Below are 26,683 nucleotides of genomic sequence, written 5' to 3' on the forward strand. Positions count from 1 at the left end.
ATTACCAAAAATGTAAAATATACATGTTAATTGTAAAGCTGTGAATATTCATTGTCAAGGCTTAGTCTCCTAGGCTTTTTTAAATATTTAGAATTCGTCATCAGCTTTTCTCAGAATGCACTGTGTCCAAATGAATGATTATTTATTTATTTTCATAAAAATACAGATATTGTCAAAAAAACAAAACCCAAAGGGGCTTTGCTCTTTTAATTATCTAGTAAATTAAATTCCTCTTCTTCTTCTACTTCCGTCACGAACTTTTCACCATCTAAGCCGTAGTGCTCACGGATTTTTTGTTGAATTTCAAGACGGACATCAGGGTTTTCTTTTAAGAAAAGTTTGGCATTTTCACGGCCCTGACCTAGTCTTTCATCGTTATAGGAATACCATGAACCGCTCTTCTGAACGATATCTAGTTCGGAGCCTAAATCGATGATTTCACCCTCTTTAGAAATACCTTCTCCATACATAATGTCTACTTCTGCCGTACGGAAAGGAGGAGCAACTTTATTCTTAACAATCTTTATCTTTGTTTTATTACCAACGATATCATTTCCCTGCTTTAACGCCTCTGCACGACGAACTTCAATACGGACAGTGGAATAGAATTTTAATGCGCGTCCACCTGGTGTCGTCTCGGGATTACCAAACATGATTCCAATTTTTTCACGGATTTGGTTAATAAAGATAGCAATCGTCTTTGATTTGTTAATGGAACCAGATAGTTTTCGCAGTGCTTGAGACATCAAACGAGCTTGTAAACCAACGTGAGAATCTCCCATTTCACCTTCAATTTCAGCCTTTGGTACTAATGCTGCTACTGAGTCCACTACAAGAATATCAATTGCACCGCTTCGAACAAGTGCCTCTGCAATTTCAAGTGCTTGTTCACCCGTATCAGGCTGCGATAACAATAACTCATCAATATTAACACCCAATTTTTGTGCATATGCTGGGTCTAAAGCATGCTCAGCGTCAATAAACGCTGCTTGTCCACCTTTTGCTTGTACTTCTGCAATTGCATGCAAAGCAACAGTTGTTTTACCTGAGCTCTCAGGGCCATAAACTTCAATTATACGGCCTCTTGGATATCCACCTACTCCAAGTGCGGCATCAAGTGCTAATGACCCACTCGGACTCGTAAGAATCCTTGTATCAGTTTTCTCTCCCATCTTCATGATGGAACCTTTACCAAATTGCTTTTCAATTTGTTTTAACGCCATTTCTAATGCCGCTTTACGATCGCTCACGAATCTTTTCCTCCCTTATATATAAACACATACTTAAAATCTATCGATTAATAACCTATAAATAATATACCTTCTTTTTAGGTATTTGTCGAGCAAAAAAACGAACATTTATTCGATTATTTTCTATGTACTATTTATGTACTAAATAGCATATCCCCCTACTTTTTGTATGAATAGGTATAAATCTCAGCTTTTAAATGGAATTTGGGTTAATTGTCAGAAATCTTTTTTGAGATTAATTGTTAGATTCTTGTTCTATATGACCGGTTCTTCTTTCTTTTCGTCTGCTCGGGCTCGTAGACTGCTTCTACGTGATCGCTTCCTCTCTCTTTTCCCCTATTCGGGCTCGTAGACTGCTTCTACGTGACCGATTCCTCTTTCTTTTCCTCTGTTCGGGCTCATAGACTGCTTCTACGTGACCGATCCCTCTTTCTTTTCCCCTATTCGGGCTCGTAGACTGCTTCTACGTGACCGATCCCTCTTTTTTCCCCATAGCTCGGGCTCATAGACTGCTTCTACGTGACCGTTTCCTCTTTCTTTTCCTATGTTCGGGCTCATAGACTGCTTCTACATGACCGCTTCCTCTTTTTTCCCTACGGTTAGGTCTCGTAGATCGTAAACTGCTTCTACGTAATCAAATCAACTCCACCGTCACTTGCTCCTTCTAGTTTCTAGTCGTATAGACTATATAAAGCATAATTTAAGAAAAAAATCACAGAACACTATTTAGTATTCTGTGACTCTTTTAAATTACGCAATATAAAGTAGCTGCCATATTTCACCGAACGGTTTCGAATCGCTTCCCTCGTTCCGCCAAGCGTAAGCTTTTCAACCCTCGTTGGCATCCCTTCCATAGCCATTCCAATATAAACGGTACCTACAGGCTTTCCTTCCACCTCAGACGGGCCAGCAACACCCGTAAAACTGATCCCGATATCCGTACCAAAAATCCTTGCAGCATTTTCAGCTAATTCATGTGCACATTGTTCACTTACAGCGCCATGCTTATCTAACGTTTCCTGTTTCACTTGTAAGACCTGATTCTTTACCTCATTTGAATAACAAACCACTCCGCCTTTAAATACTGAGCTCGCACCTGAAATGGAAGTTAACTCCTGCTGGAACATGCCTCCCGTTAAACTCTCAGCAGCTGTAATCGTAAGTTTTCTGTCCTTCAACACTTTTGCCAGTTCAGCCAATAAGGAAGTATTATCATAGCCATACAGAAACTCTCCGACACGTTGAGAAATCTTAGCTTCTACATCATCAAGCATAGTAAGAGCCATATTCTCATCCGTATGTTTTGCAGTCAGACGTAATGTAACCTCTCCATCCCCTGCAAGTGGCGCAATCGTTGGGTTGCTTTGGGCATCGATCAAATCCATAATCTCAGTTTCCAATGCGGCTTCCCCGATACCGAAAAACCGCAGAACTCTTGAAACAATTTTCTCATTCGACTGAGCCTTTGATGAAAGTGCCTTTGCCCCATAATGAAGAAACATCGGTTCCATTTCCTTAGGTGGACCCGGCAGAAGCATATAAGTATGGCTTTCACCACTCACAACCATTCCTGGAGCCATCCCATGATCATTCGGTAGGACTTGGGACCCTTCTAATATAAGTGCTTGCTTGCGGTTATTTTCAGTCATCACACGGTTTGTCCGCTTAAAGAAAAGCTCAATTGATTCCAACGCTACTTCATCCATAATTAATTGTTTACCGAGATGACGAGCAATGGTTTCCTTCGTTAAATCATCCTTTGTTGGTCCTAAGCCCCCAGTAAAGATAATGATCTTGGAACGATTTTCTGCTATTTCGATCGCCGACTTCAATCTGTCGGGGTTATCACCAACTACAGTATGATAAAAAACATTAATACCCAGTCCCGCCAACTGTTGCGATATAAAGCGGGCATTCGTATTCACAATCTGACCGAGTAACAACTCGGAACCAACTGCAATAATTTCAGCACTCAACATACTCTCGCCCTCTTTACCAGTAAATTATTATCTATTTAGAATTCTTTAAGACATGACTATTTTTTGCGAAATAATCCCATCCAGACCAAATAGTAAAAATAAGTGCTACCCATAAGGATACTATATCAAATCGGAAGTTGATCAATTCAAAAATAGTATTATGTAATAGGATAGTTGAAATAGAGACGATTTGTGCCCACGTTTTAATTTTGCCTAGCATATTCGCTGCAACTACCTCACCTTCACCTGCAAGTAAAAGTCGCAGCCCTGTTACAGCAAATTCCCTACTGATAATAATGATGACAATCCATGAAGGGGCGTAAACATCATTTAATTCAACAAGAACAATTAAAGCAGCTGAAACTAGTAATTTATCTGCCAGAGGGTCAAGAAATTTCCCCATATTTGTTACCATGTTATACTTACGGGCATAATGACCATCCACCCAATCTGTTGTTGAAGCTAAAATGAAGATTAGTGCTCCTACAAAGTGAGTAACTGGCATTTCTACACCGAATAAGTGCATGTCACCCCAATCAAAAGGTGCAAGCATAATAATCAAGAATAGTGGAATTAATAATATTCTTGATACTGTAATTCTGTTTGGAATATTCATAATTTTCCTCCGCGTAGTTATTGAAAGCGAAAATAGTCATCGATTGATGACTATTCGCTTTTCAGAACATGTTGAATCTTGATATTCTGAACATTTGCTGTTGCTGGAATGGCGTACTCAAGCTTTTGGTCATTAATATAAATTTCAGTGTTAGCTGCATTGCCGACCCTGATGTTCGCCAAAGTTTCAGCTGATAAATCCACAGTTTGACTTGAGGTCCCATCAGGTTTAAGAGTGTCCGAGTAGAAGGTTCTCCCCTTCCCGTTTTTAACACTAACCCAGGCAGCTCCGCCTTTAGCAACTAACTTCACAACAAATTTATCCGCATTTTTCAATTCATAGGTCGTATCGCGACCAGCACTTTGCACGACAGATAGTTCTTGGGTCGGAGTGACCACTTCGGGAGCTTTTTCTTCCTCTTTCTGCTTAGCGGTCTCCTCCTCTTTCTCTTTTTCTTTCTTCTCAGCTTCTTTTGCTTTTTCAAGATTCTCAGACTTGACGTATTTTACTGGATCATTTTCTTTACTAAGTGATTCATTGGAATCACTCCCAGCATGATTTGTTACTAGAACATATATAAGACTTGCCAGACCAACCACAAACACCCCAATTAATATTTTCGGAAGTAGATTCAAAATTTTCGAATTACCTTCATTAATCGTTTTGTGTGTCTTTACTCTCGATAACTGCTTAGGTAACTCATCATTGTAAACAGCCGGAATTTCACTTTTATAGGTCTCAAATATTTCGTCAGAATTAAGACCTAGAGCCTCAGAGTATTGCTTTATGAATGCACGAACATAAAAATTTCCGGGCATGCTTGCATAATTTCCTTCTTCTATACCAATTAAATAACGCTTTTGAATTTTTGTCATGGATTGTACATCATCCAAGCTAAATCCTTTGGCTAATCGAGCTTCTTTTAGTCGATTCCCTAATTCAGTCAAGTGTTAACACCTTCCAATTTATTAAAAATCAAAATCTCCAAAATCTGATCCGGAGAACATATTATGTTGATCAACAACCTCGTAAGTAATCTCTTCTTCAGCATCGTTCCTGAGTTCGATAATATAGTCAAAATCATCAAGGGTATACTCAGAATTTTGTACAAAAATATCCGGATGCTCAATTACTTTTACTGAAGGTAAGCGCATGATTTCACGGACAAGCTGCCAGTGCCGCTCATTTGCACGTCTGGTTGAAACAATTCCATCTAGAATGAAAAGGTTGTTTTCATTGTACTCATCTTCAATTAGTTGATTGCGAATAGTTTGTTTTAGAAGAGTAGATGACACAAATAACCAACGTTTATTTGCACAGACGCTTGCTGCTACCAGTGATTCCGTTTTGCCTACTCGCGGCATTCCTCTAATTCCAATTAGCTTATGTCCTTCTTGCTTAAACAATTCTGCCATAAAATCAACTAATAATCCAAGTTCATCTCTTACAAAGCGAAAGGTTTTTTTATCGTCTGCATCTCTTTGGATATAACGGCCATGTCTAACAGCTAATCTGTCTCTTAGTTTTGGTTCTCTTAGTTTAATCACTTTTATTGTGTCCATTGTATGTAAAATTGACTCAAGTCGTTTAATTTGATCGTCATCTTTTGCAAGAATGAGAAGTCCGCGTCTTCCTTCATCCACACCATTAATAGTTACAATATTAATTGAGAGCATTCCCAATAAGGATGAAATATCCCCCAAAAGTCCAGGGCGGTTTTTTTGAATCTCATACTCTAAATACCATTCTTTTTTCATTATAAAAAACCCCCTACTAAGAAGTTTCGACATTTTTTTCACAACTAATCATCTAACCCCTATAATAAATGATTTTGAATAAAGATGAAAGAAAAAACAAAGATAATGCCCTATTTATATGTAACATAGGAAATTCCAAAAAAAAAGAGAGGATAACTCTCCTCTCTTCTAGCGGCTTCCGTTATTTTGAATAAGTTTAACCATCATGTTGGCAATAGCCTGCTGTTCATCTTTATCAGCAACTGACCAAAGGTCTGCAAGCATTCTTTCTTGCTCATTTTTTGGTTCAACTTGCTTTGATAAATAGTCACCAATTTGAAAAGCTAAGTTACTGACAGCCCCTTCACTCATACCTTCATTTTGTGCATGATGAAGGCGATCAGCTAAAAAATCTTCCCATTGTTTCCAGTTATCTAAAACTGACATGACATTACCTCCTTTAAAATAGTACAAGGTTATTTTGCGAAGAAGAGGTGTGTCCTATACATGAATAACATGTGAATTTTATTACCGATTACAATAAACAATGTATATTTATGTATACCAGCCTCCGTTAACGGAAAGTACTTGTCCAGTGATATAAGAGGAATCTTTGGACATCAAGAATATGACTGTTCCTGCTATTTCTTCAGGCAGCCCTAGTCTACCCATAGGGATTTCTTCACACAATTCCTCCATTTCTTCCGTATTAAAACCTTTCATCATAGGCGTTGCCACTGCTCCAGGAGCAATCGCATTCACTCGAATCCCATTTAAAGCCACTTCCTTACTGAGGGCTTTCACAAAGGCAACTTGTGCACCCTTCGCAGCTGAATAAACCACTTCACACGCCGCACCCGTTTGACCCCAAATTGATGAAATAAATACAATATTTCCAGACCCTTTATGTAAAAATTTCGGCAGCATTTCCTTGGTAAGCATTATTGGATTTAGGACGTGCACATTCATCAATGCTTGTGCATCCTCCAGCTCCATGTCCATAAGAAGCCCATAATGACTATTCCCGCTACAATGAATGATGGCATCTAAAGAAAAAATTTGTGAAGAGATTGTCTTATAGCCCGATGAATTTGATAAGTCTGCCTGAATGGGCATATACTCCCCGCCAAATTGTTCAAGCTTCTTCATTAACTCACTTATAGAATCACTATTCTTATTATAATGTACATACAAATGATACCCTTCAGCTGCTAACCTACAAGCAACCGCTTGTCCTATGCCACCGCTTGCTCCCGTAATGAGTGCATATTTTTTCATTTTATAATCACTCTCTCTATGTAATAACACGGAGAAAAAGCGCCGCCTAAACGACGCTTCTTCCTTTATTTTTTCTTTGGAACGACCTGACATACAGAAAAACGTTCCTCTGAAATGACTTCTGCTGCTAATGATTGAACATCCTGTAGCGTAATTTTTTCTAGTGTTGGAACGACATCGAATAAATTCATATCATTAAATGCATATCTAGTGAATTGATTGGCAATATATTCTGGTGAGTTGACTGCTCGTAAAAAGGTACCAATTTTTTTCTTTTTAGCCCTTGCCAACTGCTCCTCAGTAATGGAACTATTCTTTTTTGCATCCAGTAACATCTTTTCTAATCTCTCAGCGAGCTGATCCGGTTCTCTCGTGTCCCCACCAACCATTGCAAAGCCAAAACCTTGTTCTTGTGTATAGTCGAAAGAGAACGTTTCATCAATCAACCCCTCACTATAGAGCTGATTATAGTTTTCAGAGCTTTTTCCGAACAGCAAATCAAGCAGAACATTCATCGATAATTCATTTTTTAGCATTGCCTCTCCCATTTGATCCACATGGAGGGCTTTGATTCCTACTAATGCTTTTGAAGTTTGTACATTCATTTCAAGCACTTGCTTTTTTTCAGCTGCTTGGGTTGGTTCTTCTTCAAATTTACGTTTGATTTCTGGCTGATCGTTATAATCCTTCTTCGACTGATTTTCCCTTACTTGATTCATTATCTTTTCAGGGTCCACTGGTCCAACAATAAACAACAGCATATTACTCGGATGATAAAATGTATTATAACACTCGTATAACCAATCCTTTGTAATATGAGAAATGGATTCAATTGTTCCTGCTATATCAATTTTTACCGGATGATTTTGATATAGATTTTGAATCAAACCAAAGTATAGACGCCAATCAGGATTGTCATCATACATCGTGATTTCCTGTCCAATAATCCCTTTTTCTTTTTCAACCGTTTTCTCAGAAAAATAAGGTTCTTGAACAAAATCAATCAATGTTTCGAGATTCTTTTCCACATCAGATGTGCTAGAAAACAAATAGGCGGTTCTTGTAAAAGAGGTAAATGCATTTGCAGAAGCCCCTTGACGACTAAATTGCTGAAATACGTCCCCATCCTCTTTCTCAAAAAGTTTATGCTCCAAAAAGTGAGCGATTCCATCTGGTACCTTTACGTATTCGTCTTTTCCCAATGGAATAAAAGTATTATCTATAGAACCATATTTTGTGGTAAAGGTCGCATACGTTTTATTAAAGCCATTCTTTGGTAAAATATAGACGTTGAGGCCATTGGACATTTTTTCATGGTACAGTTCTTCTTGAAGTTGGTCAAAGTTAATCTTCTCCATTATTTGCCCGCCTCCATTCCCGTTAAAAAATAAATTGTATCTAGGTCGATTTTATTTGCAACTGCAACAATTTCTTCTTTTGTTGTTTTATCCATTTTCGTTAGCCATGTATCTAGTTTAATATCAGTATGAGCAACAACATTATGATATAGGATTTCCGTTAAACCACGAGAGGTATCAATGGTTTCTAAAATTTGATTTCTTATGACCGCCTTGGTTTGCTCCAACTCTTGATCAGTGAAATCACCCTTTTTCATTGCCTCCATTTGCTCGTTGATAATTCTTATGGCTTGATCATAGTTTTTCAAATCTATTCCAGACATGACCATCATTAAACCTTTATGGCTTTCTAAACGGCTGGCAGCATAATAGGCCAGGCTTGCCTTTTCACGCACATTTATAAATAATTTCGAGTGTGAAAACCCTCCGAAAATACCATTGAAAACCTGAAGAGCAAAATAATCTTGATCGCCATAAACAATATTTGTGCGATAACCGATATTTAGTTTCCCTTGTTTGACATCCTGCTCTTCTTTTACCTCATTGACCTCGGATCTTTTATTAACGCTTTGCTGTTCTACTCTTTTTGGGGTGCGGCTCTCAAATTGGAGCAGTTCAGAACAAAGTTTTTTTACATCTTCCTCTTTTACATCACCAATCACGTACAGATCCATTTCATCTTCTAAAAATGCGCTTTTAAAGTATTCATATAAATTCTCAGCAGTAATGCTATCCACATCTGCCGCTTCTCCGTTAACCTCTAAAGCGTATGGTTCATCTTTACACATTTCCTGTAACAAGCGGACATTCGAATAGCGCATTTTATCATCAAAAACTGATTGTATTCGTTGTTTAAGTGATCGCTTTTCTTTTTCTACTGTTTCACTGTCAAACGCATTACTAGTAATATTTGGTTTAGTTAAAATCTCTGCAAGCAGCTCAAACCCTTTCTTCAATAATGGGCTTGGGTCACTAAGAAACTTTTCATTAGCTATTTCTAAAGAAAAACTGATTACCTGGTATTCACCTTTTTTGGCTAAATCTACAAAAAGGGTTGCTCCATATAATTCATCTAAATAAGAGCGGAGTGCAGTCGTAGATGGATATTTTGCTGAACTACTTTGTAATACCTGGGGAAGAAGGGCCCTTTTCGTTACATCTTCTTTTGTTAGTAAAGCTTTCATTTTCCAAACGAATGTATTGGTTTTGTATTTATCCGTTTCAATTACATGTAGTTTATACCCTTGCATTTCTGTTATTTTTTCGGCAATAGCGTCCATTAACATCCTCCTTGTCAAAAAAGGTCATATATAACAATATGTAAACATTTTTCTTTATATCTTTTCCTTTGTAATAAAACCTATACTTATTACTATAATTTGACATGCTTGTTTTATACAAGTAAATGGGTTTATTAAAAACAAATCTGTTAACTTGCCTGTTGATTTCCGCTCCAATCAACAGGGTGTTAAAAATTCAACAATGCTCTTTAACACAGCTATAAACAAAAAAGCTCCCAGTTGGTAACTGAGAGCTTTTTCTATGGTTTTTATTAACGGCTACCTTTGACATAGTGAGTACCAACTGCTTTTGGTGCATCGGCACGACCGATGAATCCAGTTAGAGCTAAGATAGTTAATACGTAAGGAGCGATTAGCAAGTATACGCTTGGAATTTCCTTTAAGAAAGGTAAACTTGATCCAATGATACTGATACTTTGGGCGAAACCAAAGAAGATTGCTGCTCCTAAGGCGCCAAGTGGATGCCATTTACCGAAAATCATTGCTGCTAACGCCATGAAACCTTGACCACTGATAGTAGAGTGGCTGAAGTTAGAAGTGATGGATTGTGCGTACACTCCACCGCCTAGACCACCAAGTGCTCCAGAAAGGATAACACCTAGGTAACGCATTTTTGTTACATTAATACCCATTGTGTCAGCTGCCATTGGGTGTTCACCAACAGAACGAAGACGAAGACCAAATGGAGTTTTGAAAACAACATACCATACAATAATGGCAACAAGAATTGCTAGGAAAGAAGTCCAATAGGTGTCTTGGAAAAAGATTTTTCCAATAACCGGAATGTCTTTTAACACAGGAATATCAATTTTACTAAAGCCTTTAGAAATAATACCAGTTTCACCTTTATCATAAATAAGTTTTACAAGGAACAGGGTAAGTCCTGTTGCTAATAAGTTGATCGCAACACCAGATACGGTATGGTCAGCACGGAATGTAATAGACGCAACCGCATGGAATAATGAGAAGAAAGCTCCAGCAGCCATAGCTACCAATAAAGCTATCCACGGTGTAGCATTACCAAATGTATCAAAAGTAGTTAAGTTGAACACAATGGCTGTAAATGCTCCAATTACCATTAAACCTTCAAGTCCGATGTTTACTACCCCAGAACGCTCTGAGAAAATACCGCCTAATGCAGTGAAGACAAGTGGAGCTGCCCATAATAATGTGGAAGGAACAAGAATCATTAAGATGTCCATTAAACTCAACTTACTTCACCTCCTTCTTACTAAGTCTGTCAAGAAATACTCTGATGATGTAGCTTGATGCAACAAAGAATACGATTAATGCAATGATGATATCAACTAATTCATTAGGAACGCCTGCTTCAAGAGGCATGTTTAATGCTCCTACTTTTAGAACACCGAACAGAATAGCCGAGAAGAAAACACCTAATGCTGTATTTCCACCTAGTAACGCAACGGCAATACCGTCAAATCCTACTCCAGAGAAACCACCTTTAACCGCTGCATATTCAAAAGTACCAAGACCTTCCATTGCACCAGCTAATCCAGCAAAGGCACCGGAAATTAACATAGAAAGAATAATATTCTTATTAACGTTCATACCAGCGTAATGTGCAGCATGCTGATTAAATCCTACAGATCTTAATTCGAAACCTCTTGTTGTTCTTTCTAATAAGAACCACATAACAAAACATGAAAGGATAGCAAGAATAATTCCCCAGTGAAGACGTGAATAATCAGTTAGACTTTCTAACCATTCAGATCTTAATGTAGCTGTTTTATGAATTGGACCTGTATTATCACCTTTATGTGATATTACGTTACGAATAATATAGTTGGATACATGAAGTGCGACATAGTTCATCATAATGGTTACGATTACTTCATGAACACGGAAACGCGCTTTTAATAAACCAGGAATAAATGCCCAAAGTGCACCTGCTACAATTGCAGCTAAAATAGCAAGCGGTAAATGAATCACACGTGGAAGATCAAAAGCAACCCCCACCCAAACAGCTGCCAGCCAACCAACTAAGAATTGCCCTTCAACACCGATGTTAAATAAACCAACTCGGAAGGCAAAAGCAACGGCTAAACCAGCTAAAATATATGGTGTGAATTGTCTGACTACTTCCCCTATATAATAAATGTCTCCAAATGCACCATTCCATAGTGCTGTAAACGCTGCAATTGGATCGTAACCACTGACAATCATGATAATTGTTCCTACAAGGATACCTAATAAGACGGCAATAACTGGTGTTAAAATACTTCTCAACCGTTTAGACATTTGTTACTTCACCCGCTTCCTTTCTATTCGAGCCAGCCATCAATAATCCAAGCTCCTGCTCATTTGTTTCCTTCGGATTCACGATAGCTACGATTTTCCCCTCGTATATAACCGCAATTCGGTCACTAACGTTCATAATTTCATCTAATTCAAAGGATACAAGCAAGACTGCCTTTCCATTATCGCGCTGCTCTATTAAGCGTTTATGAATGAATTCAATTGCACCAACATCCAAACCACGAGTAGGCTGTGCTGCGATCAGTAAGTCTGGATTGCGATCAACTTCACGTCCAATAATCGCCTTTTGTTGGTTACCACCAGAAAGTGCACGTGCTAATGTGTATTCACTAGGCGTACGAACATCAAATTCACTAATTAGTGATTTTGCTTTTTTATAAATTTCCTTAAAGTTTAAAATTCCGTTCTTAGAAAATGGTTTTTTATTATAAGTCTGTAAAACCATGTTTTCGCCGATTGGGAAGTTTAATACTAGTCCATGCTTATGACGGTCCTGTGGAATATGACCAACACCTGATTCTGTAATATGTCTTGGCGTTTGGTTAATCAATTCTTTGCCGTTTAATTTCACACTTCCGGTTTCAGCTTTACGCAAACCAGTAATTGCCTCAATAAATTCTGACTGACCATTACCATCAACCCCGGCAATGCCTACAATCTCTCCAGCACGTACAGATAGATCCAAACCATTAACAACAGTCACGCCACGAGGATCTTTAACTACCAAATTGTTAATTTCAAGTACATCCTGTTTAGGAGATGCCTCTTTCTTTTCTGTTTTGAAAACAACCTCACGACCAACCATTAAGCTTGCAAGTTCATTAGGGTTGGTTTCACTAACAGTAACCGTTCCAATTCCCTTACCTTTTCGAATAACGGTACAACGATCGGAAACTTCCATAATCTCTTTCAATTTATGGGTAATAAGAATAATAGATTTACCTTCTTTAATAAGCGTTTTCATTATTTGGATTAATTCTTTGATTTCCTGCGGTGTAAGTACAGCTGTTGGTTCGTCAAAAATAAGAATTTCCGCACCACGATAAAGAGTTTTTAAAATTTCTACCCTTTGCTGCATACCTACAGTAATATCGGAAATTTTTGCTTGAGGATCGACCGCTAACCCATAGCGTTCTGAGATCTCACGTACTTGCTGCTCAGCCTTTTTAATATCAATTCGCCCACCAGAAGTAATTTCTCTACCTAAAATAATGTTTTCAGTAACGGTGAAAGTGTCAACCAACATAAAGTGCTGGTGAACCATTCCAATTCCTAGATCATTTGCGATGTTTGGGTTAGAAATGTTAACAGGCTTCCCTTTAACACGGATTTCACCCTGTTCTGGTTGATATAAACCAAATAGAACATTCATTAAGGTGGATTTCCCGGCACCATTTTCACCAAGTAATGCGTGAATCTCACCCTTTTTTAATTGAAGAGTTATGTTATCATTCGCAACAAAGCCATTAAACTCTTTACGGATGTTAAGCATTTCAATTACATATTCCATCTCTTCTCACTCCCTGTGACATGATAAAGGAAAAATTGACCAGAAGTAGTAAGAGGTCAGACCTTTCCGAATTTTAAAAAAACAGGGATTTCCTCCCCACTACAGAATCTTAAATGAAAAGTAGAATTACACAATTCTACACTTCAGTTAAGTTTCTATATCAAGGAAAACGCGGGCAGGGTTTCTCCAACCCGCTTTTTCCTAACAAAAATTATTTTGCGCTAAAAGTTTTTAACTCATCACGTGTTCCAGGAACTTTTACAGCACCTGATTTAATTTTTTCGATCCAATCTTTAACAGCTGTTTCGATTGCATCTTTATTAGCAGCTTTGCTGTTGATTGGTGCTAAGCCAACGCCATCTTCAGCTAAACCGTAAAGGATTGATTCTCCACCAGGGAAGTTTCCATCCATAGCTTTTTTAGATAAATCTTGTACTGCTACGTCAACACGCTTAAGTGCAGAAGTAAGAACAACATCAGGACCCATGTCGTTTTGGTCACGGTCTACACCGATTGCCCAAATTTCTTTGCTAGGGTCTTTAGCTTTTCTGTCTGTAGCTTCTTTGAATAGACCGTTACCAGTACCACCAGCTGCGTGGAAGATTACGTCTGCGCCAGAAGAGTACATTTTAGAAGCGATATTTTGACCAAGTTCAGCTTTGTCAAATGCTCCAGAATATTGTACGTCAACTTTTACTTCAGGCTTAGCAGCTTTAACACCAGCTAAGAAACCAGATTCGAAACGCTCGATAACTGGAATTTCCATACCACCGATGAAACCGATGTGGTTAGATTTTGTTGTAAGAGCTGCCGCAACACCAGCAAGGAATGCTGCTTCTTGCTCTTTGAAAAGAACGCTTGCTACATTTGGCTGTTTAACTTCAGCATCAATGATTGCAAAGTTTGAATCTTTTTGTTGTTTCGCGATTTCTTCTACTGCAGCTTGCATTAAGAAACCGATTCCGTATACTAAATCAAAGTCTTGACGAGCAAGAGTATTTAAGTTTGTAGAGTAATCTGCATCAGATTTAGATTGTAGGTAATCAAATCCGCCTTTACCTTTTTTCAATCCATTGTCAGCACCAAATTTTTGAAGACCTTCCCATGCTGATTGGTTGAATGATTTGTCATCAACACCACCGACGTCAGTAACCATCGCAACAGAGAATGCTTTTCCTTTTTCTTCTCCACCCTTAGATGTTTCGTTTTTGCTTGTGTCATCGCTTTTTCCACAAGCACCTAAAAGTGTTCCAGCAGCAAGAACTAAAGATAGCGCCATTCCAATTTTACGCTTTTGCAAGGTATTGTACCCCCTATGATATGTTTGATATAGTAGAAATTTTCGCAGAATTGGGTGCGTTTTCATCACGTATAAAAAAATTAAATACGTTTCCTTAATACATGAAAACTAAACTTATCTGCTTTAAAATAGTTTACCGAATATAGGACAGGTTCATCCATTTCATCGAAATGCATCTGTTTTAAAACTAACAATGCAGTTTCAGGATCACATTCTAGAATTGGGGAAATTTTCTCATGATAGCCTATCGGCTCGATTTGAGCTACCGCGTATGTAATTCTTCGATTTGCTTCTTCGTCCAATATGCGGAAGAAACCTTCCTCATAGGAAAAAGTTTTAGGCAAAATCCGTTCTGGAACCTTGTCAATACAATAGACGACTGGTTCACCATTTGCGGTTCTAACCCTCTCCATCACGAAAATCTCCTCACTTGTAGAACATGAGAAACGGCGAATATCCTCTTCGGTAGGCCCCTGTGTTGATGAGCTTAAGAAAATGGTTCCTGGTTTCATACCAGCTTGTTTAATCATGTCAGTGACACTATTAAGTTGTTCAATCCCTGAAGTAAACAGTGGCTTTGCATTAACGAAGGTGCCAACACCATGGCGCCTAATGATAACGTTTTCTTCTTCAAGAATACGTAGAGCCTCTCGAAGTGTTGCCCTGCTTACACCAAGCTGTTTAGCAAGATCGAATTCGGAAGGTAATTTTTCTTTTTCTTTATATATTCCATTTTCAATATCCTGCTTTAACCGATCGATTACTTGTAAGTATAAATGCCGGTTATCTGACTTAATTGACATGCTGCATCCTCCAGGCTTTTTCCTAAGACATCAGACATCTGATATCATTCCTACTAACCGAGATTATAGTAACATTTTTTTAGTGATAAATAAATAGGTATTCAAAATTTTGTCGAAAAAAGGTTCATTGTTCAAAAAAGTCATAAAGTTACTGATTTTAATCACTATAAATCTGATATAATAGATTGCTTCCATTTAAAATTTAGGTATTTTTTAGTAATATTTGTAGGTCTTATTCATTATTTTTTTAAGCGCACACTTATTACTATAGTATGGTATTTCTTTATTTTTAGTATAAAAAAAGAGCCAAGGGCTCTTTTTTTTCGTAAGCTATGAACTTTGTTCTTCTTTAGGTTTCGTCTGTAAAACCGCACGAGGCTTACTTCCTTCATATGGTCCTACTACACCACGCGCTTCCATTTCATCTATTAGGCGCGCCGCTCTAGTATAACCAATTCTGAAACGACGCTGTAACATTGATACCGACGCTGTCTGCATTTCAACAATTAAATCAACAGCCTCATCATATAAATCATCCTCGACAGCCCCTGTTACTTCGGGAATATCATCAGGAATCATTTCTTCTTGGTATTGAGCTTTTTGCTGTGAAATAACAAATTCAACGGTATCCTCAACCTCTTGATCGGAAAGGAATGCACCTTGGACACGAACAGGCTTTGATGCTCCCACTGGCAAGAATAACATATCCCCCCGCCCCAGTAACTTTTCTGCTCCACCCATATCCAAGATTGTTCTTGAATCTGTTGCACTTGAAACTGCAAAGGCAATACGGGAAGGTATATTTGCTTTTATGACACCTGTAATAACATCTACTGATGGCCTTTGGGTAGCGATAATTAAGTGAATTCCAGCTGCACGCGCCATTTGTGCCAGTCTTGTGATTGAATCTTCTACATCTGAAGAGGCAACCATCATTAAATCGGCTAACTCATCAACAATAACGACAATGTATGGCAATAATGGCTGCTTGTCATTTTCCTCTAAATTATGTCTTCTCACATGCTCATTATAGCCCTCAATATTCCGTGTTCCTGTGTATGAAAATAGTTCATAACGTCTTTCCATTTCACTAACAACCTTTTTCAATGCTTGTGAGGCTTTTTTGGCATCTGTCACAACTGGTGCAAGTAAATGTGGAATTCCATTATAAACATTTAGTTCAACCATTTTCGGGTCAATCATCATTAACTTTACTTCATGAGGCTTTGCCCTCATCAGGATACTAGTTATGATTCCATTAATACATACACTTTTCCCGCTGCCAGTAGCGCCAGCAACAAGAAGATGGGGCATTTTATTTAATTCGGCCAGCACAGCCTCGCCCGTTATATCTCTTCCAAGTCCAATTAGTAATTTGGCATCCGGTTTATCATTCTGCGTAGCATCTAATACTTCACGAAGAGAGACCATGGCTACCTCTGAATTAGGAACTTCAATTCCAATCGCAGATTTTCCTGGGATAGGTGCCTCTATTCGTATATCCTTTGCAGCAAGTGCTAAGGCTAGGTCATCACTTAAGCTGACAATCTTACTAACTTTCACACCCACATCTGGGTGTACTTCATATTTCGTTACAGCTGGGCCTAAATGAACCTGTGTGACTCTCGCCTTAACACCGAAACTTTGAAAAGTTCTCTCAAGCTTTGCAGCATTTGCATGAATTAGTTCATATTCACCACTTTGATCTGTTTTCTTCGGTAGCTTTAATAATCTAAGAGGAGGCAATTCGTATGCAACATTTTCAACTTCAGTAAACGTGATTGGAGGTGCTTGATCATCTTCCTCTTCCAAGTTTCCTTTATTTCCTTTTGGTTGTTCATTTATATTGTGCGAAGGTACGTCTACCGATTCTTCCATATAGGCTTTGTCAGCGAAACTCGAAATAATCGGCTCAGGAACAGTTGTTTCCTCCTGCATCGGTGGCTGTTGAACGTTGATGACAGGTCCACTTTCCTGTGCAGCGTTTTCCTGTTGTTTAGCTTTTTGTTCCTTTTTCTCATTTTTCCGGTCTTCTTGTTTTTGCTTCCATTCTAACATATCCGTTTTAAATGCTTCCCATTGATTCTTAGAGAAGTCGAATAGCGTCAGCATAATCTTGCCTATGAAGTCTCCAAAGGATTTGCCTGTAAGTAAAACTATACCAATGATAATAAAAATAAATGCAATGATCTTCGTACCTGTTTCTGCGAATAGGTAATGAAAAAGTGCAAATAAAATAGCTCCAAGGATCCCACCGCCAAGGTCGGTTGTACTTGTTTCCCCTCGAAGTTCCATCATGAATAATTCCCATGTATTACTAATGACACTTGGGTCTTTAAATTTCCCATCATTCGTAAGTAAGTGGAACAATGTAACATGGCTTAATAAAAGGATAGCAGAAACAATAAAATAGCTTCCGACTAATTTAATATGAAAGAAAAAGGGTATTTCTCGCTTCCACATTAAAAATATGCTTAATACTACCAGCCCCAGTAAACCTAGCATATACCATTCACCCATCCAAAATCTAAAGAAAAGGACAGTAGCTTTCCCTACTGCCCCAAGTTTGGCAATGGAAATAATGGCAATAGCTAAAATAGCGAGTGCAGTTAATTCATATTGAATCGTTCGTTTTAAATGGTTATCTCTCTTTTTTGGTTGTCTTCTCTTTTTTTTGGCCATCTAATCACCTTATATGTTAGTTATGGTATATTATTCCACTATATTACTATAAGTTAGTAGGTATAACTTAATAAATAATGGAGAAATGGAAGAAAGCAGCCGGATTGGCTGCTCTTTTCTTTGTATCCTGATTATACCATAATCACTACTGCATTGCGGACAAACCATCTTGGATACCAAAAGAAATTTTAGCTCCAGGGCAAATCCGTTCATCTAGAAAATGCTGAGGATCGCTGCTTAGAATACGGATTACTTGAACATTTTGCGGATCCATTTGCTCTACTAGAAGTGGCACTCCTTGGTAGGTTATCATTTTTTGCTGCTGAAATGATTCTTGCTCAGTTGGAAATATCAGTTCATTTGGCATCATCGTATATAAAATCATTGTATCAGCCCCTCATTTTTTTCCTTATGAAGGTCGATCATTTCATTTAGCTTCTTCATAGCTGGCCCCAAACCGCCTACTTCATCAATTAATCCTGATTTAACGGCGTCCGCACCAATTACATTTGTTCCAATATCTCTAGTCAAATTACCCTTTGCAAACATTAAGTCTTTAAAGGTATCCTCGGTAATTTTCGAATGCTTCGTAACGAAATTAACTACCCTCTCTTGCATTTTATCTAGGTATTCAAAGGTGGCAGGAACACCAATGACAAGGCCAGTTAATCGAATGGGGTGAATCGTCATAGTAGCTGTTTCTGCAATAAATGAATAATCACAGGAAACAGCAATTGGGACACCGATTGAATGTCCGCCTCCTAAAACAATGGAAACAGTTGGTTTTGATAAGGAGGCTATCATTTCAGAAATAGCAAGTCCTGCTTCAACATCCCCTCCAACTGTATTTAAAACTATGAGCACTCCTTCAATCTTGGGATTTTGCTCAATAGCTACGAGCTGTGGCAATAGATGCTCATATTTAGTGGTTTTATTTTGAGGAGGAAGTGCCATATGACCCTCAATTTGACCTATGATTGTTAAACAATGAATTCTTGAATCTGCAGATAGCTGTGGAACATTGGTTTGGCCAAGCTGCTGAATTTTTTCTATTAAACCTGAAGCAGGCTTTTCCTCTTTTTGAGGCTCGCCGCCATCCTGATTACCAGTATCATTTTTTTGTATATCGTTATTCATCCAAATACTCCCTTCAAAGCATGATATATTTTAGTATTGACCTATGATTTGATTTCATTCTACCAATCCATATAAAAAAGGTACTGGCTCATAGTCCAGTACCTTCATACTTACACTTCCATTATGATTGGTAGAATCATTGGTCTTCTTTTTGTTTTTTCAAATAAATAGCGATTTAATTCATCTCGAATTTCTTGCTTTAGGCTTGCCCATTCAAAAGAACCTTTAGCGATCGTCCGATCAACAATATCCCGTACCAATTTAGTGGAATCATCCATTAATTTTTCAGATTCACGAACATATACAAATCCTCTTGAAATAATTTCTGGACCTGCTGCAATCTTCTTTTCATGTTTCGTCAAGGTTACAACAACAATAAGAATTCCATCCTGAGATAAAAGCCTACGATCCCGCAATACAATATTCCCAACATCCCCTACTCCAATTCCATCAATGAGGACATTACCAGAAGGAACTTTACCTGCCAATGCTAGCTTTCCTTCTTTCCATTCCACCACATCACCTCGGTCAGGAATCACAATTTTTTCATCTGTAATACCGCATTCAAGTGCTATTTTCCTATGGGCTTTTAACATCCGATACTCACCATGAACAGGAATGAAAAATTTTGGTTGCATTAAGTTAATCATGAATTTTAATTCTTCTTGACTTCCATGACTCGATACATGAATTGTCCGTTTGCCAGATATAACATTAGCCCCTGCTCTAAATAACATATCTACTGTTTTAAATAAGAATACTTCGCTACCCTTTAAAGGTGAGGCAGCAATTAGAACAGTATCACCTGTCTGAATATTCAATTGTTTATGTGTTTGCTTTGCCATCTTTTGAAGAGCTTCAATTGGTTCCCCTTGAGTGCCCGTAGCAAGCACGACAATTTCTCGATCATGGTAATTCTTAAGTTCATGAATTGGGATAATTACCTCTTCATCCACTTCTAAATAGCCCATATCAAGCGCAATATGATAAATACGCTCCAAACTTTTTCCTACTACTGCTACTTTACGACCGTTATCCTTCGCCACATCAAAAATATGCTGGATCCGGTTAATATCTGATGCAAAGCATGCGGCTATGATTCTGCCAGGTGCATTGTAGAAAGCATTAGACAATTCTCTTTCAACAATCGCTTCCGAAGTTGTGTAACCAGGTTTTTCTGCTTCGGTACTATCTGATATTAAACATAAAACACCTTGATCACCTATAGCTGCCATTTTACCAATTTCGGGTTTATAAAGCTTCGTTGCTGCCTGATCAAATTTAAAGTCACCTGTATATACGATAATTCCTTCAGATGTATGTATGCACACTCCGACAGAGTCAGGGATACTATGATTTGTCCTAAAGAAGCTGACATTTACTGAATCTAATTCTACGACTGTATCTGAGTTTACTTCAATAAAGTTAGCATTCCCGTTAAATTCCTGTTCTTTAAGCTTTGCAGCCGCAAGTGCAAGGGTTAACTTTGTTCCATAGACAGGTACATTTACTTGCCTTAGTACATAGGAAAGTGCACCAATATGATCTTCATGTCCATGTGTTAAAAAAACAGCTTTTACTCGATCCTTATTATCTCTTAAATAGGTTAAATCAGGAATGACCATATCGATGCCTAACATTTCTTCCTCGGGGAACATTAAGCCGGCATCCACGATCAATATGTCACCATCCACTTCTACAAGGTACATATTTTTTCCAATTTCTCCTACTCCACCAAGTGCAATAAACTTAATGGTTTTATTTTTTCTCTTTATCAAGTTTGAGTCCTCCTATGTTGAGTAGCAATTTAATTTCTAGAACATTTTTATTCCGTTCGAAATCAGTTACCATTATTATACTTGAAGAATGAAAATGTTTACAACTTAAAAAAGCTATTTTACCTTTGGCTGTACCTTCAATAAAAAGAAAGAGACTGACCCTTATAGGTCAGCCCTTAGAAAAATCACTTTTTATTTAAAATAGATAGTAATGTTGCACGTTCCTGTTCAGTGAGGCCAACAAGCGGCAGCCTGACTGAACCAACATCTAATCCAGCTATCTGTAATGCTGTTTTAACCGGTGCAGGACTTGGAGCCGCAAATAATCCCTGCATTGTTGGAAGAAGTTGTTGGTGTAACAGTGCAGCCTTTTTGTAATCCCCATCAAAAAAAGCTTTAACCATTTCCTGCATGTCATTGCCTACCACATGCGATGCCACTGATACCACACCTGCACCACCTATAGATAGGACAGGTAATGTTAAACTATCATCCCCACTGTATAAAACAAACGCATCATCCGTATTTGCAATAATCTGTGTCATTGCATTTAAATCTCCACTGGCTTCCTTCACCGCAACGATATTCGAAATCTTTGAAAGACGAATAATCGTTTCAGGAAGTATATTTACAACCGATCTACCTGGAATGTTATACACCATAACTGGCAGAGAAGTTGCTTCTGCCACAGCTTTAAAATGCTGATATAAGCCTTCTTGATTTGGTTTATTGTAATATGGTGCAACAACCATAATGGCATCAACACCAAGCTGCTCTGCCTTTTTTGTCAATTCAACAGAGGCATACGTATTGTTACTTCCCGTACCCGCAATAACTGGTACTCTTTTGTTTACAACCTTTACTACATGACTAAATAACGCAAGTTTTTCCTCTTTTGTTAAAGTTGGTGATTCCCCTGTCGTGCCAGCTATAACCAGTGAATCTGTTCCATTCTCTATGAGGAAATTTATCAATTGAGTTGTCTTAGCAAAATCTATATGCCCTTTTTTATCAAAAGGGGTTACCATTGCTGTAGACACCCGCCCGAAATGAATCATTGTTCTACTCCTTTCGTTACGTGCCACTAGTGAAAAACGGAGAGGTTTCTCCTTCCCTTATATCACTTCATTGAACACCATTACAAATCTGACAGATTGAATTCTACTGACTCATCTTCTAATTGAAACGCGTCATGAAGTGCGTTGACGGATTTAACTAAGTCATCTTGCTTTACAAGTACCCAAATGGTTGTATGACTATCCGCCGATTGTAAAATACGAATCCCTTGATCTGATAGTGCTGTAACAATCTTTGAGGTAACACCAGGGACACCCGCAATTCCGGCACCAACTACAGAAACCTTTGCACAATGTCGCTCAACAACAGGATCATGCCCTAGTTCATTTAATACTTTTATTGCTCGGTCGGTCATCTCATCTGTTACCGTGTAAACTACACCATTGGGCGATATGTTGATAAAATCAACACTAATCTTTTCATTTGCCATTGCCTTAAAAACTTCAGCCTGCAAATAATATTGATCTTTTTTAGCAAATACCTTTATTTGAGTAACATTAGAAACATGTGCAATTCCTGTTACCACACGTTCCTTAATATCACTACCCCGATTATTTTTATTTAGGGTTGTAACTAATGTTCCTAAATTATCGGAATACGTGGAACGAATACGGATTGGCACCTTTGCCTGCATAGCAATTTCTACTGCTCTTGGGTGGATAACCTTTGCCCCCTGATAGGCCATGTTGCACACTTCAGTGTAAGTAACCACTGATAGTGGACGGGCATTTTCAGCAATACGTGGGTCTGCAGTCATAATTCCTTCGACATCAGTAAAAATATCAATCCATTCGGCATTGAGAGCAGCACCTAATGCGGCAGCGGATGTATCACTTCCCCCGCGTCCAATGGTGGTAATATCCCCATTCTTTGCCGCTCCTTGAAACCCAGCCACAACAACTACATCATTATTCTCAAGTTCCCTGAGCAATCGCTCACACTTCATCTCAGTAATTTTTGCATTTGTATGGTCATTATTCGTCCTAAATCCTGCTTGAGCACCTGTTAAAGCTACGGCATTCATACCGCTGTCTAATAACATATTTGCAAACACGACACTAGATATAATCTCCCCACAGGACAATAATAAATCATGTTCTCTTTTTGAAATCTTGCTTAAATTTCCACCAATTAACGATAAAAGTGTATCCGTTGCATAAGAGTCGCCTTTTCTACCCATAGCAGAAACAACAACCACCACTTTATATCCATCCGCTAATGCTTTTTCAATATGGCCTTGGGCATGCTTTCTACTCTTTTCATCCTTCACAGATGTCCCGCCAAATTTTTGAACAATAATTTTCATGGTGACACCAAAACCTGCCTTTTGGTTGTAACTTTTATTTTACTAAACCTAATTTAACTAAGCTTTCCGCAATTTGTACTGAATTCCACGCAGCACCTTTTAGCAGGTTGTCAGATACAACCCACATATGGAAACCACGGTCTTCATCCATATCTTTTCTAATACGTCCTACGAATACATCATTTTTGCCTACACAATCAGCCGGCATCGGGTATACTTGATTTTCAGGATCATCCTGAAGAATTACGCCAGGTGCATCTTTTAATAATGCTTTTATTTCACTTGCGCTAACATTTCCTTCTTCAATCTCAAAGTATACCGATTCAGAATGCCCAACTGCCACAGGTAAGCGAACACATGTAGCAGAGACATGCAGCTCTGGTAAGTGCATGATTTTCTTTGTTTCATTAATCATTTTCATTTCTTCATACGTATAGCCGTTATCTTGGAACTTATCAATTTGTGGAATAGCATTAAAAGCAATTTGATAATGATTTTTGTCTGATTTTACTGGAAGAATACTTGGTTCATAAGTCTCTCCATTAAGAATCGACTTTGTTTGTTCCATTAATTCTTCCACTGCTGCAGCACCTGCACCAGACACTGCTTGATAAGTAGAGACAATGATTTTTTTCAAACCATATTTTTGACGAATAGGCTCTAAAGCAACAACCATTTGAATGGTAGAACAATTCGGATTGGCAATAATTCCATTATGATTGTGCAAATCCCCTTCATTAACTTCTGGTACTACCAACGGTATATTCTCATCCATCCTAAACGCACTAGTGTTGTCCACGACAATGGCACCACGCTTAGCAGCTTCTGGAGCAAGTTCTTTAGATACGCTTCCACCTGCACTGAACAGTGCTATTTCAACACCCTCAAAGCTCTCAGGCTTGGCTTCTTGGACGGTATATTCCTGACCTTTAATCATTACTTTTTTCCCTGCCGACCGTGCTGAGGATAGTAGGGTAAGTTCTCTGATTGGAAAATTCTCTTTCACTAATGTTTGGATCATTTGCTGTCCAACCGCTCCTGTTGCTCCGACTACTGCAACGTGAAATCCATTATGCTCTCTCATTACATGTTCCCCTTTCAATCTTTCATCCTGAACATGGCTGGTATTTTTTGAAGGTCTAAAAGGAAATGGCACTCTATTATTGCCAGCATGTCATGTATAGTTTATAACCCTAACAGTGGAGCTGAAAGTGAGAAGCTCCACTGTTAAAAGATTAATTTATTTTAACATATTCCTCAGAAGAAATAACCTTTTTTGATGATGAAAGAGAGAGAGAGTTATTCAGCGTCTTTATATCTTTCAATTAGAACGGGTTGAATCTGCTTTCCTTCCATCGCTGCTTCAACAGTTTCTGAAAGCAACGTCATTCTAGCAACCATTGAGTTTGGTTTTTTTATTGGATCATCCTGCCCATAAGGAATAAAGAAAATATGTTTAGTAGCCATTAGACGCATTAAGTTTACTCCATTTAAACCAAGCGCATCATTAGTTGAAATACCAAGGACAACCGGCTTTAAGTTTCTAAGTGTGGCTTTAGCTGCCATTAACACCGGGCTATCATTCATGGCATTTGCAAATTTACTCATGGACACTCCTGTTAAAGGGGCAATGACCATACAATCTAGTGGGAATTTGGGACCAAGTGGCTCTGCTTTTACAATTGAATCAATTACTTTGTTTCCCGTTAAATCCTCAATGCGTTGAATCCAATCCATCCCCTTGCCAAAGCGTGTATCTGTATTTTGAACAGTAGCGGTTGCTACTGGAACAACCTCCGCTCCTGCTTGAACAAGCTTTTCTATCTCTGGAAATACGGCATCATAGGTACAATGGGATCCAGTTAGTCCAAAGCCTATTCTTTTACCTTTTAAACTCATTTCACTTTCCCCTTTCGCTTTCGTAAATCATCTTGAAGCAGTTGGGCAAGAACATTTGCCAAAATTTGACCTGCTGTTTTAGGTGCAACTATGCCTGGTAATCCCGGAGCTAGTAACGCCTTAATTCCTCTCTTTTCTGCATATCGGAAATCAGTTCCACCAGGCTTCGAAGCTAGATCAATGATGAGAGTATGTGAAGGTAATTTAGAGATAACCATTGCCGTAACAATTAAATGTGGTGCTGTATTTATTAAAATATCAGTATTCTTTACTTCATTCACAAGATTATTTAAATGGAATGGCGTTAAACCCATTTCTGTGATTCTTGCTAAATGTTCACTTTTCCTTGCTCCAACCTTTACCTTAGCTCCAAGCGCAGCAAACGTTCGTGCTACACTCATCCCAACTCGGCCCAGGCCCAAAACAGTAATATTTGATCCGTGTATCGTGAAATCAGTATGCTGGATCGCCATCATAATTGTTCCTTCTACCGTTGGAATGGAATTATAGATAGCTACATCATCTCTTTCGAATAATTGGATGAGTGTTCTTTTGTTTTCTTTTGTTATTCCATTTAAATAGGAGTTACTTATTCCAGAGTAAATGGAACAATGTTCAGGTGTTTTACTAATTAATTCTCCAGTTATAACAACCTTTTCATTGGAGAAAATGGTTTCGACCTGTCCCTCCAAATTTGTACCTGGCACCGGTAAAATCAGTGCATCCATATTAGAAAAATCGACCTCATCCAACTTTTCCTTGACCGCTCCTGTAAAGGCATGATCAAGCTGCTCAAAACCAATAAGCGATAATTTCGCGTCCAATTCGGTTAACTTGCGGATGATTTCCAGCTGTCTGGCATCACCGCCAATCACGGCTATCTGCATCCCTGTCAGCATGAAAACATTCACCTTCTTTTTTATAAAAATCCTTCTAGGTATTCCTTTTCTTCTTATCACTTCACCATCTTATGTAAGTTCCCTTCATTCGGTGAGTTTTCCACACATGTTAAAGAAAAAAAGCCCAAGCAGAAGTTTTTCTGCTTGGGCTTTTCAATCTCACTGGTGGTTCTATTCTTCTTCAGGAACATCAATAATAATCATATCCGATCCGATTTTTTTGATATGTCTCCAGGGTACTCTGATTTCTTCACCTTGTTTCCTAAAGCCAAACCATTTTAATGAAGGAATAAGCAACGCCTGTATTTGTCCCGTACTTTCATTAATTTCTAAGTCAGTTTGTCCGAGTACACCTAGGCGCTCTGCCTTTTTTACATCAACAATCTCTTTCCCACTTAATTCACTTAACCTCATACCCCCAAAAACCTCCCTCTTCCCCTTTTCTACTATTTTATAGAAGGAAGATACTATTTAGACTAAGAAAAGCGGAAGCGCCT

At 38.3% G+C, this 26,683-nt stretch carries 24 protein-coding genes; all 24 read right to left on the reverse strand.

Going from position 1 to position 26,683, the window contains the following annotated elements; translation table 11 throughout:
* Window positions 1-206: 206 nt before the first annotated feature.
* The 24 genes from recA to ABES03_RS09225 all read right to left on the reverse strand — a co-directional run bounded on the left by recA (window position 207) and on the right by ABES03_RS09225 (window position 26,600).
* Window positions 207-1,250, reverse strand: coding sequence for a recombinase RecA (gene recA / locus ABES03_RS09110; RefSeq protein WP_308080140.1), 1,044 nt, complete (start codon window positions 1,248-1,250; stop codon window positions 207-209).
* A gap of 722 nt (window positions 1,251-1,972) precedes the next feature.
* A complete protein-coding gene (locus ABES03_RS09115; protein ID WP_430117001.1) occupies window positions 1,973-3,226 on the reverse strand; it encodes a competence/damage-inducible protein A in 1,254 nt (417 codons plus the stop codon).
* A 34-nt stretch (window positions 3,227-3,260) separates the two neighbouring features.
* Window positions 3,261-3,845, reverse strand: a complete 585-nt coding sequence (gene pgsA, locus ABES03_RS09120; protein WP_430116979.1) for a CDP-diacylglycerol--glycerol-3-phosphate 3-phosphatidyltransferase — start codon at window positions 3,843-3,845, stop codon at window positions 3,261-3,263.
* A 50-nt stretch (window positions 3,846-3,895) separates the two neighbouring features.
* Complete coding sequence (locus ABES03_RS09125; protein ID WP_430116980.1) at window positions 3,896-4,792, reverse strand: helix-turn-helix domain-containing protein; 897 nt, start codon at window positions 4,790-4,792, stop codon at window positions 3,896-3,898.
* Window positions 4,793-4,813: 21 nt separating this feature from the next.
* Window positions 4,814-5,605 (reverse strand): DUF3388 domain-containing protein, encoded by a 792-nt coding sequence (locus ABES03_RS09130; protein WP_413310143.1) that lies wholly within the window; start codon window positions 5,603-5,605, stop codon window positions 4,814-4,816.
* Between the two features lie 165 nt (window positions 5,606-5,770).
* On the reverse strand, window positions 5,771-6,028 hold the full coding sequence (locus ABES03_RS09135; protein WP_430116981.1) for a DUF3243 domain-containing protein: 258 nt from the start codon (window positions 6,026-6,028) through the stop codon (window positions 5,771-5,773).
* Window positions 6,029-6,136: 108 nt separating this feature from the next.
* A complete protein-coding gene (gene ymfI / locus ABES03_RS09140; RefSeq protein ID WP_430116982.1) occupies window positions 6,137-6,859 on the reverse strand; it encodes an elongation factor P 5-aminopentanone reductase in 723 nt (240 codons plus the stop codon).
* Between the two features lie 65 nt (window positions 6,860-6,924).
* A complete protein-coding gene (gene yfmH / locus ABES03_RS09145) occupies window positions 6,925-8,217 on the reverse strand; it encodes an EF-P 5-aminopentanol modification-associated protein YfmH (protein WP_430116983.1) in 1,293 nt (430 codons plus the stop codon).
* Window positions 8,217-9,497: an EF-P 5-aminopentanol modification-associated protein YfmF gene (gene yfmF, locus ABES03_RS09150; RefSeq protein WP_430116984.1), complete on the reverse strand. Its 1,281-nt coding sequence runs from the start codon at window positions 9,495-9,497 to the stop codon at window positions 8,217-8,219. The genes yfmH and yfmF overlap by 1 nt, the downstream gene beginning before the upstream one ends.
* 272 nt (window positions 9,498-9,769) lie before the next feature.
* A complete protein-coding gene (locus tag ABES03_RS09155) occupies window positions 9,770-10,729 on the reverse strand; it encodes an ABC transporter permease (RefSeq protein WP_430116985.1) in 960 nt (319 codons plus the stop codon).
* Window position 10,730: 1 nt separating this feature from the next.
* Window positions 10,731-11,777 carry an ABC transporter permease gene (locus ABES03_RS09160; RefSeq protein WP_430116986.1) on the reverse strand — a complete coding sequence of 349 codons (1,047 nt, stop codon included), beginning with the start codon at window positions 11,775-11,777 and terminating at the stop codon, window positions 10,731-10,733.
* Entirely contained in the window at window positions 11,770-13,305 is a 1,536-nt protein-coding gene (locus ABES03_RS09165) for an ABC transporter ATP-binding protein (protein WP_430116987.1), read from the reverse strand. The genes ABES03_RS09160 and ABES03_RS09165 overlap by 8 nt, the downstream gene beginning before the upstream one ends.
* 211 nt (window positions 13,306-13,516) lie before the next feature.
* Complete coding sequence (locus ABES03_RS09170) at window positions 13,517-14,605, reverse strand: BMP family lipoprotein (protein ID WP_430116988.1); 1,089 nt, start codon at window positions 14,603-14,605, stop codon at window positions 13,517-13,519.
* A gap of 80 nt (window positions 14,606-14,685) precedes the next feature.
* Window positions 14,686-15,408 (reverse strand): GntR family transcriptional regulator, encoded by a 723-nt coding sequence (locus tag ABES03_RS09175; protein ID WP_309864929.1) that lies wholly within the window; start codon window positions 15,406-15,408, stop codon window positions 14,686-14,688.
* A gap of 330 nt (window positions 15,409-15,738) precedes the next feature.
* The gene (locus tag ABES03_RS09180; RefSeq protein ID WP_430116989.1) at window positions 15,739-18,090 is read right to left on the reverse strand and encodes a DNA translocase FtsK; all 2,352 of its coding nucleotides are present in this window, start codon (window positions 18,088-18,090) and stop codon (window positions 15,739-15,741) included.
* Window positions 18,091-18,235: 145 nt separating this feature from the next.
* Entirely contained in the window at window positions 18,236-18,475 is a 240-nt protein-coding gene (locus tag ABES03_RS09185; protein WP_430116990.1) for a YlzJ-like family protein, read from the reverse strand.
* Window positions 18,472-19,227, reverse strand: a complete 756-nt coding sequence (locus tag ABES03_RS09190) for a ClpP family protease (protein WP_430116991.1) — start codon at window positions 19,225-19,227, stop codon at window positions 18,472-18,474. Before ABES03_RS09190 ends, ABES03_RS09185 begins: the two co-directional genes overlap by 4 nt.
* Window positions 19,228-19,337: 110 nt before the next feature.
* On the reverse strand, window positions 19,338-21,005 hold the full coding sequence (locus ABES03_RS09195; RefSeq protein WP_430116992.1) for a ribonuclease J: 1,668 nt from the start codon (window positions 21,003-21,005) through the stop codon (window positions 19,338-19,340).
* 185 nt (window positions 21,006-21,190) lie between these two features.
* Window positions 21,191-22,063: a 4-hydroxy-tetrahydrodipicolinate synthase gene (dapA, locus tag ABES03_RS09200; protein WP_430116993.1), complete on the reverse strand. Its 873-nt coding sequence runs from the start codon at window positions 22,061-22,063 to the stop codon at window positions 21,191-21,193.
* Between the two features lie 80 nt (window positions 22,064-22,143).
* Window positions 22,144-23,388 (reverse strand): aspartate kinase, encoded by a 1,245-nt coding sequence (gene dapG, locus ABES03_RS09205; protein ID WP_430116994.1) that lies wholly within the window; start codon window positions 23,386-23,388, stop codon window positions 22,144-22,146.
* Window positions 23,389-23,422: 34 nt separating this feature from the next.
* On the reverse strand, window positions 23,423-24,472 hold the full coding sequence (asd, locus tag ABES03_RS09210) for an aspartate-semialdehyde dehydrogenase (protein ID WP_430116995.1): 1,050 nt from the start codon (window positions 24,470-24,472) through the stop codon (window positions 23,423-23,425).
* 215 nt (window positions 24,473-24,687) lie between these two features.
* Window positions 24,688-25,287: a dipicolinate synthase subunit B gene (dpaB, locus tag ABES03_RS09215; protein WP_430116996.1), complete on the reverse strand. Its 600-nt coding sequence runs from the start codon at window positions 25,285-25,287 to the stop codon at window positions 24,688-24,690.
* On the reverse strand, window positions 25,284-26,186 hold the full coding sequence (dpaA, locus tag ABES03_RS09220; protein ID WP_430116997.1) for a dipicolinic acid synthetase subunit A: 903 nt from the start codon (window positions 26,184-26,186) through the stop codon (window positions 25,284-25,286). The genes dpaB and dpaA overlap by 4 nt, the downstream gene beginning before the upstream one ends.
* Before the next feature lie 171 nt (window positions 26,187-26,357).
* Window positions 26,358-26,600 carry a YlmC/YmxH family sporulation protein gene (locus ABES03_RS09225; RefSeq protein WP_413301270.1) on the reverse strand — a complete coding sequence of 81 codons (243 nt, stop codon included), beginning with the start codon at window positions 26,598-26,600 and terminating at the stop codon, window positions 26,358-26,360.
* Window positions 26,601-26,683 lie beyond the last annotated feature (83 nt).

Source organism: Neobacillus rhizosphaerae (assembly GCF_050477885.1).
GTDB classification, from domain to species: domain Bacteria; phylum Bacillota; class Bacilli; order Bacillales; family Cytobacillaceae; genus Neobacillus; species Neobacillus rhizosphaerae_A.

Excerpts from the sequence above, each read along its gene's own strand:
- pgsA (WP_430116979.1), bottom strand. The coding sequence starts at position 3,845 with ATGAATATTCCAAACAGAATTACAGTATCAAGAATATTATTAATTCCA.
- ABES03_RS09180 (WP_430116989.1), bottom strand. The coding sequence starts at position 18,090 with ATGGCCAAAAAAAAGAGAAGACAACCAAAAAAGAGAGATAACCATTTA.
- dpaB (WP_430116996.1), bottom strand. The coding sequence starts at position 25,287 with ATGAGTTTAAAAGGTAAAAGAATAGGCTTTGGACTAACTGGATCCCAT.
- asd (WP_430116995.1), bottom strand. The coding sequence starts at position 24,472 with ATGAGAGAGCATAATGGATTTCACGTTGCAGTAGTCGGAGCAACAGGA.
- dapA (WP_430116993.1), bottom strand. The coding sequence starts at position 22,063 with ATGATTCATTTCGGGCGGGTGTCTACAGCAATGGTAACCCCTTTTGAT.
- ABES03_RS09160 (WP_430116986.1), bottom strand. The coding sequence starts at position 11,777 with ATGTCTAAACGGTTGAGAAGTATTTTAACACCAGTTATTGCCGTCTTA.
- ABES03_RS09190 (WP_430116991.1), bottom strand. The coding sequence starts at position 19,227 with ATGAATAACGATATACAAAAAAATGATACTGGTAATCAGGATGGCGGC.
- yfmF (WP_430116984.1), bottom strand. The coding sequence starts at position 9,497 with ATGGACGCTATTGCCGAAAAAATAACAGAAATGCAAGGGTATAAACTA.
- ABES03_RS09165 (WP_430116987.1), bottom strand. The coding sequence starts at position 13,305 with ATGGAATATGTAATTGAAATGCTTAACATCCGTAAAGAGTTTAATGGC.
- ABES03_RS09185 (WP_430116990.1), bottom strand. The coding sequence starts at position 18,475 with ATGATTTTATATACGATGATGCCAAATGAACTGATATTTCCAACTGAG.
- ABES03_RS09135 (WP_430116981.1), bottom strand. The coding sequence starts at position 6,028 with ATGTCAGTTTTAGATAACTGGAAACAATGGGAAGATTTTTTAGCTGAT.
- yfmH (WP_430116983.1), bottom strand. The coding sequence starts at position 8,217 with ATGGAGAAGATTAACTTTGACCAACTTCAAGAAGAACTGTACCATGAA.
- ymfI (WP_430116982.1), bottom strand. The coding sequence starts at position 6,859 with ATGAAAAAATATGCACTCATTACGGGAGCAAGCGGTGGCATAGGACAA.
- ABES03_RS09175 (WP_309864929.1), bottom strand. The coding sequence starts at position 15,408 with ATGTCAATTAAGTCAGATAACCGGCATTTATACTTACAAGTAATCGAT.
- ABES03_RS09225 (WP_413301270.1), bottom strand. The coding sequence starts at position 26,600 with ATGAGGTTAAGTGAATTAAGTGGGAAAGAGATTGTTGATGTAAAAAAG.
- dpaA (WP_430116997.1), bottom strand. The coding sequence starts at position 26,186 with ATGCTGACAGGGATGCAGATAGCCGTGATTGGCGGTGATGCCAGACAG.
- dapG (WP_430116994.1), bottom strand. The coding sequence starts at position 23,388 with ATGAAAATTATTGTTCAAAAATTTGGCGGGACATCTGTGAAGGATGAA.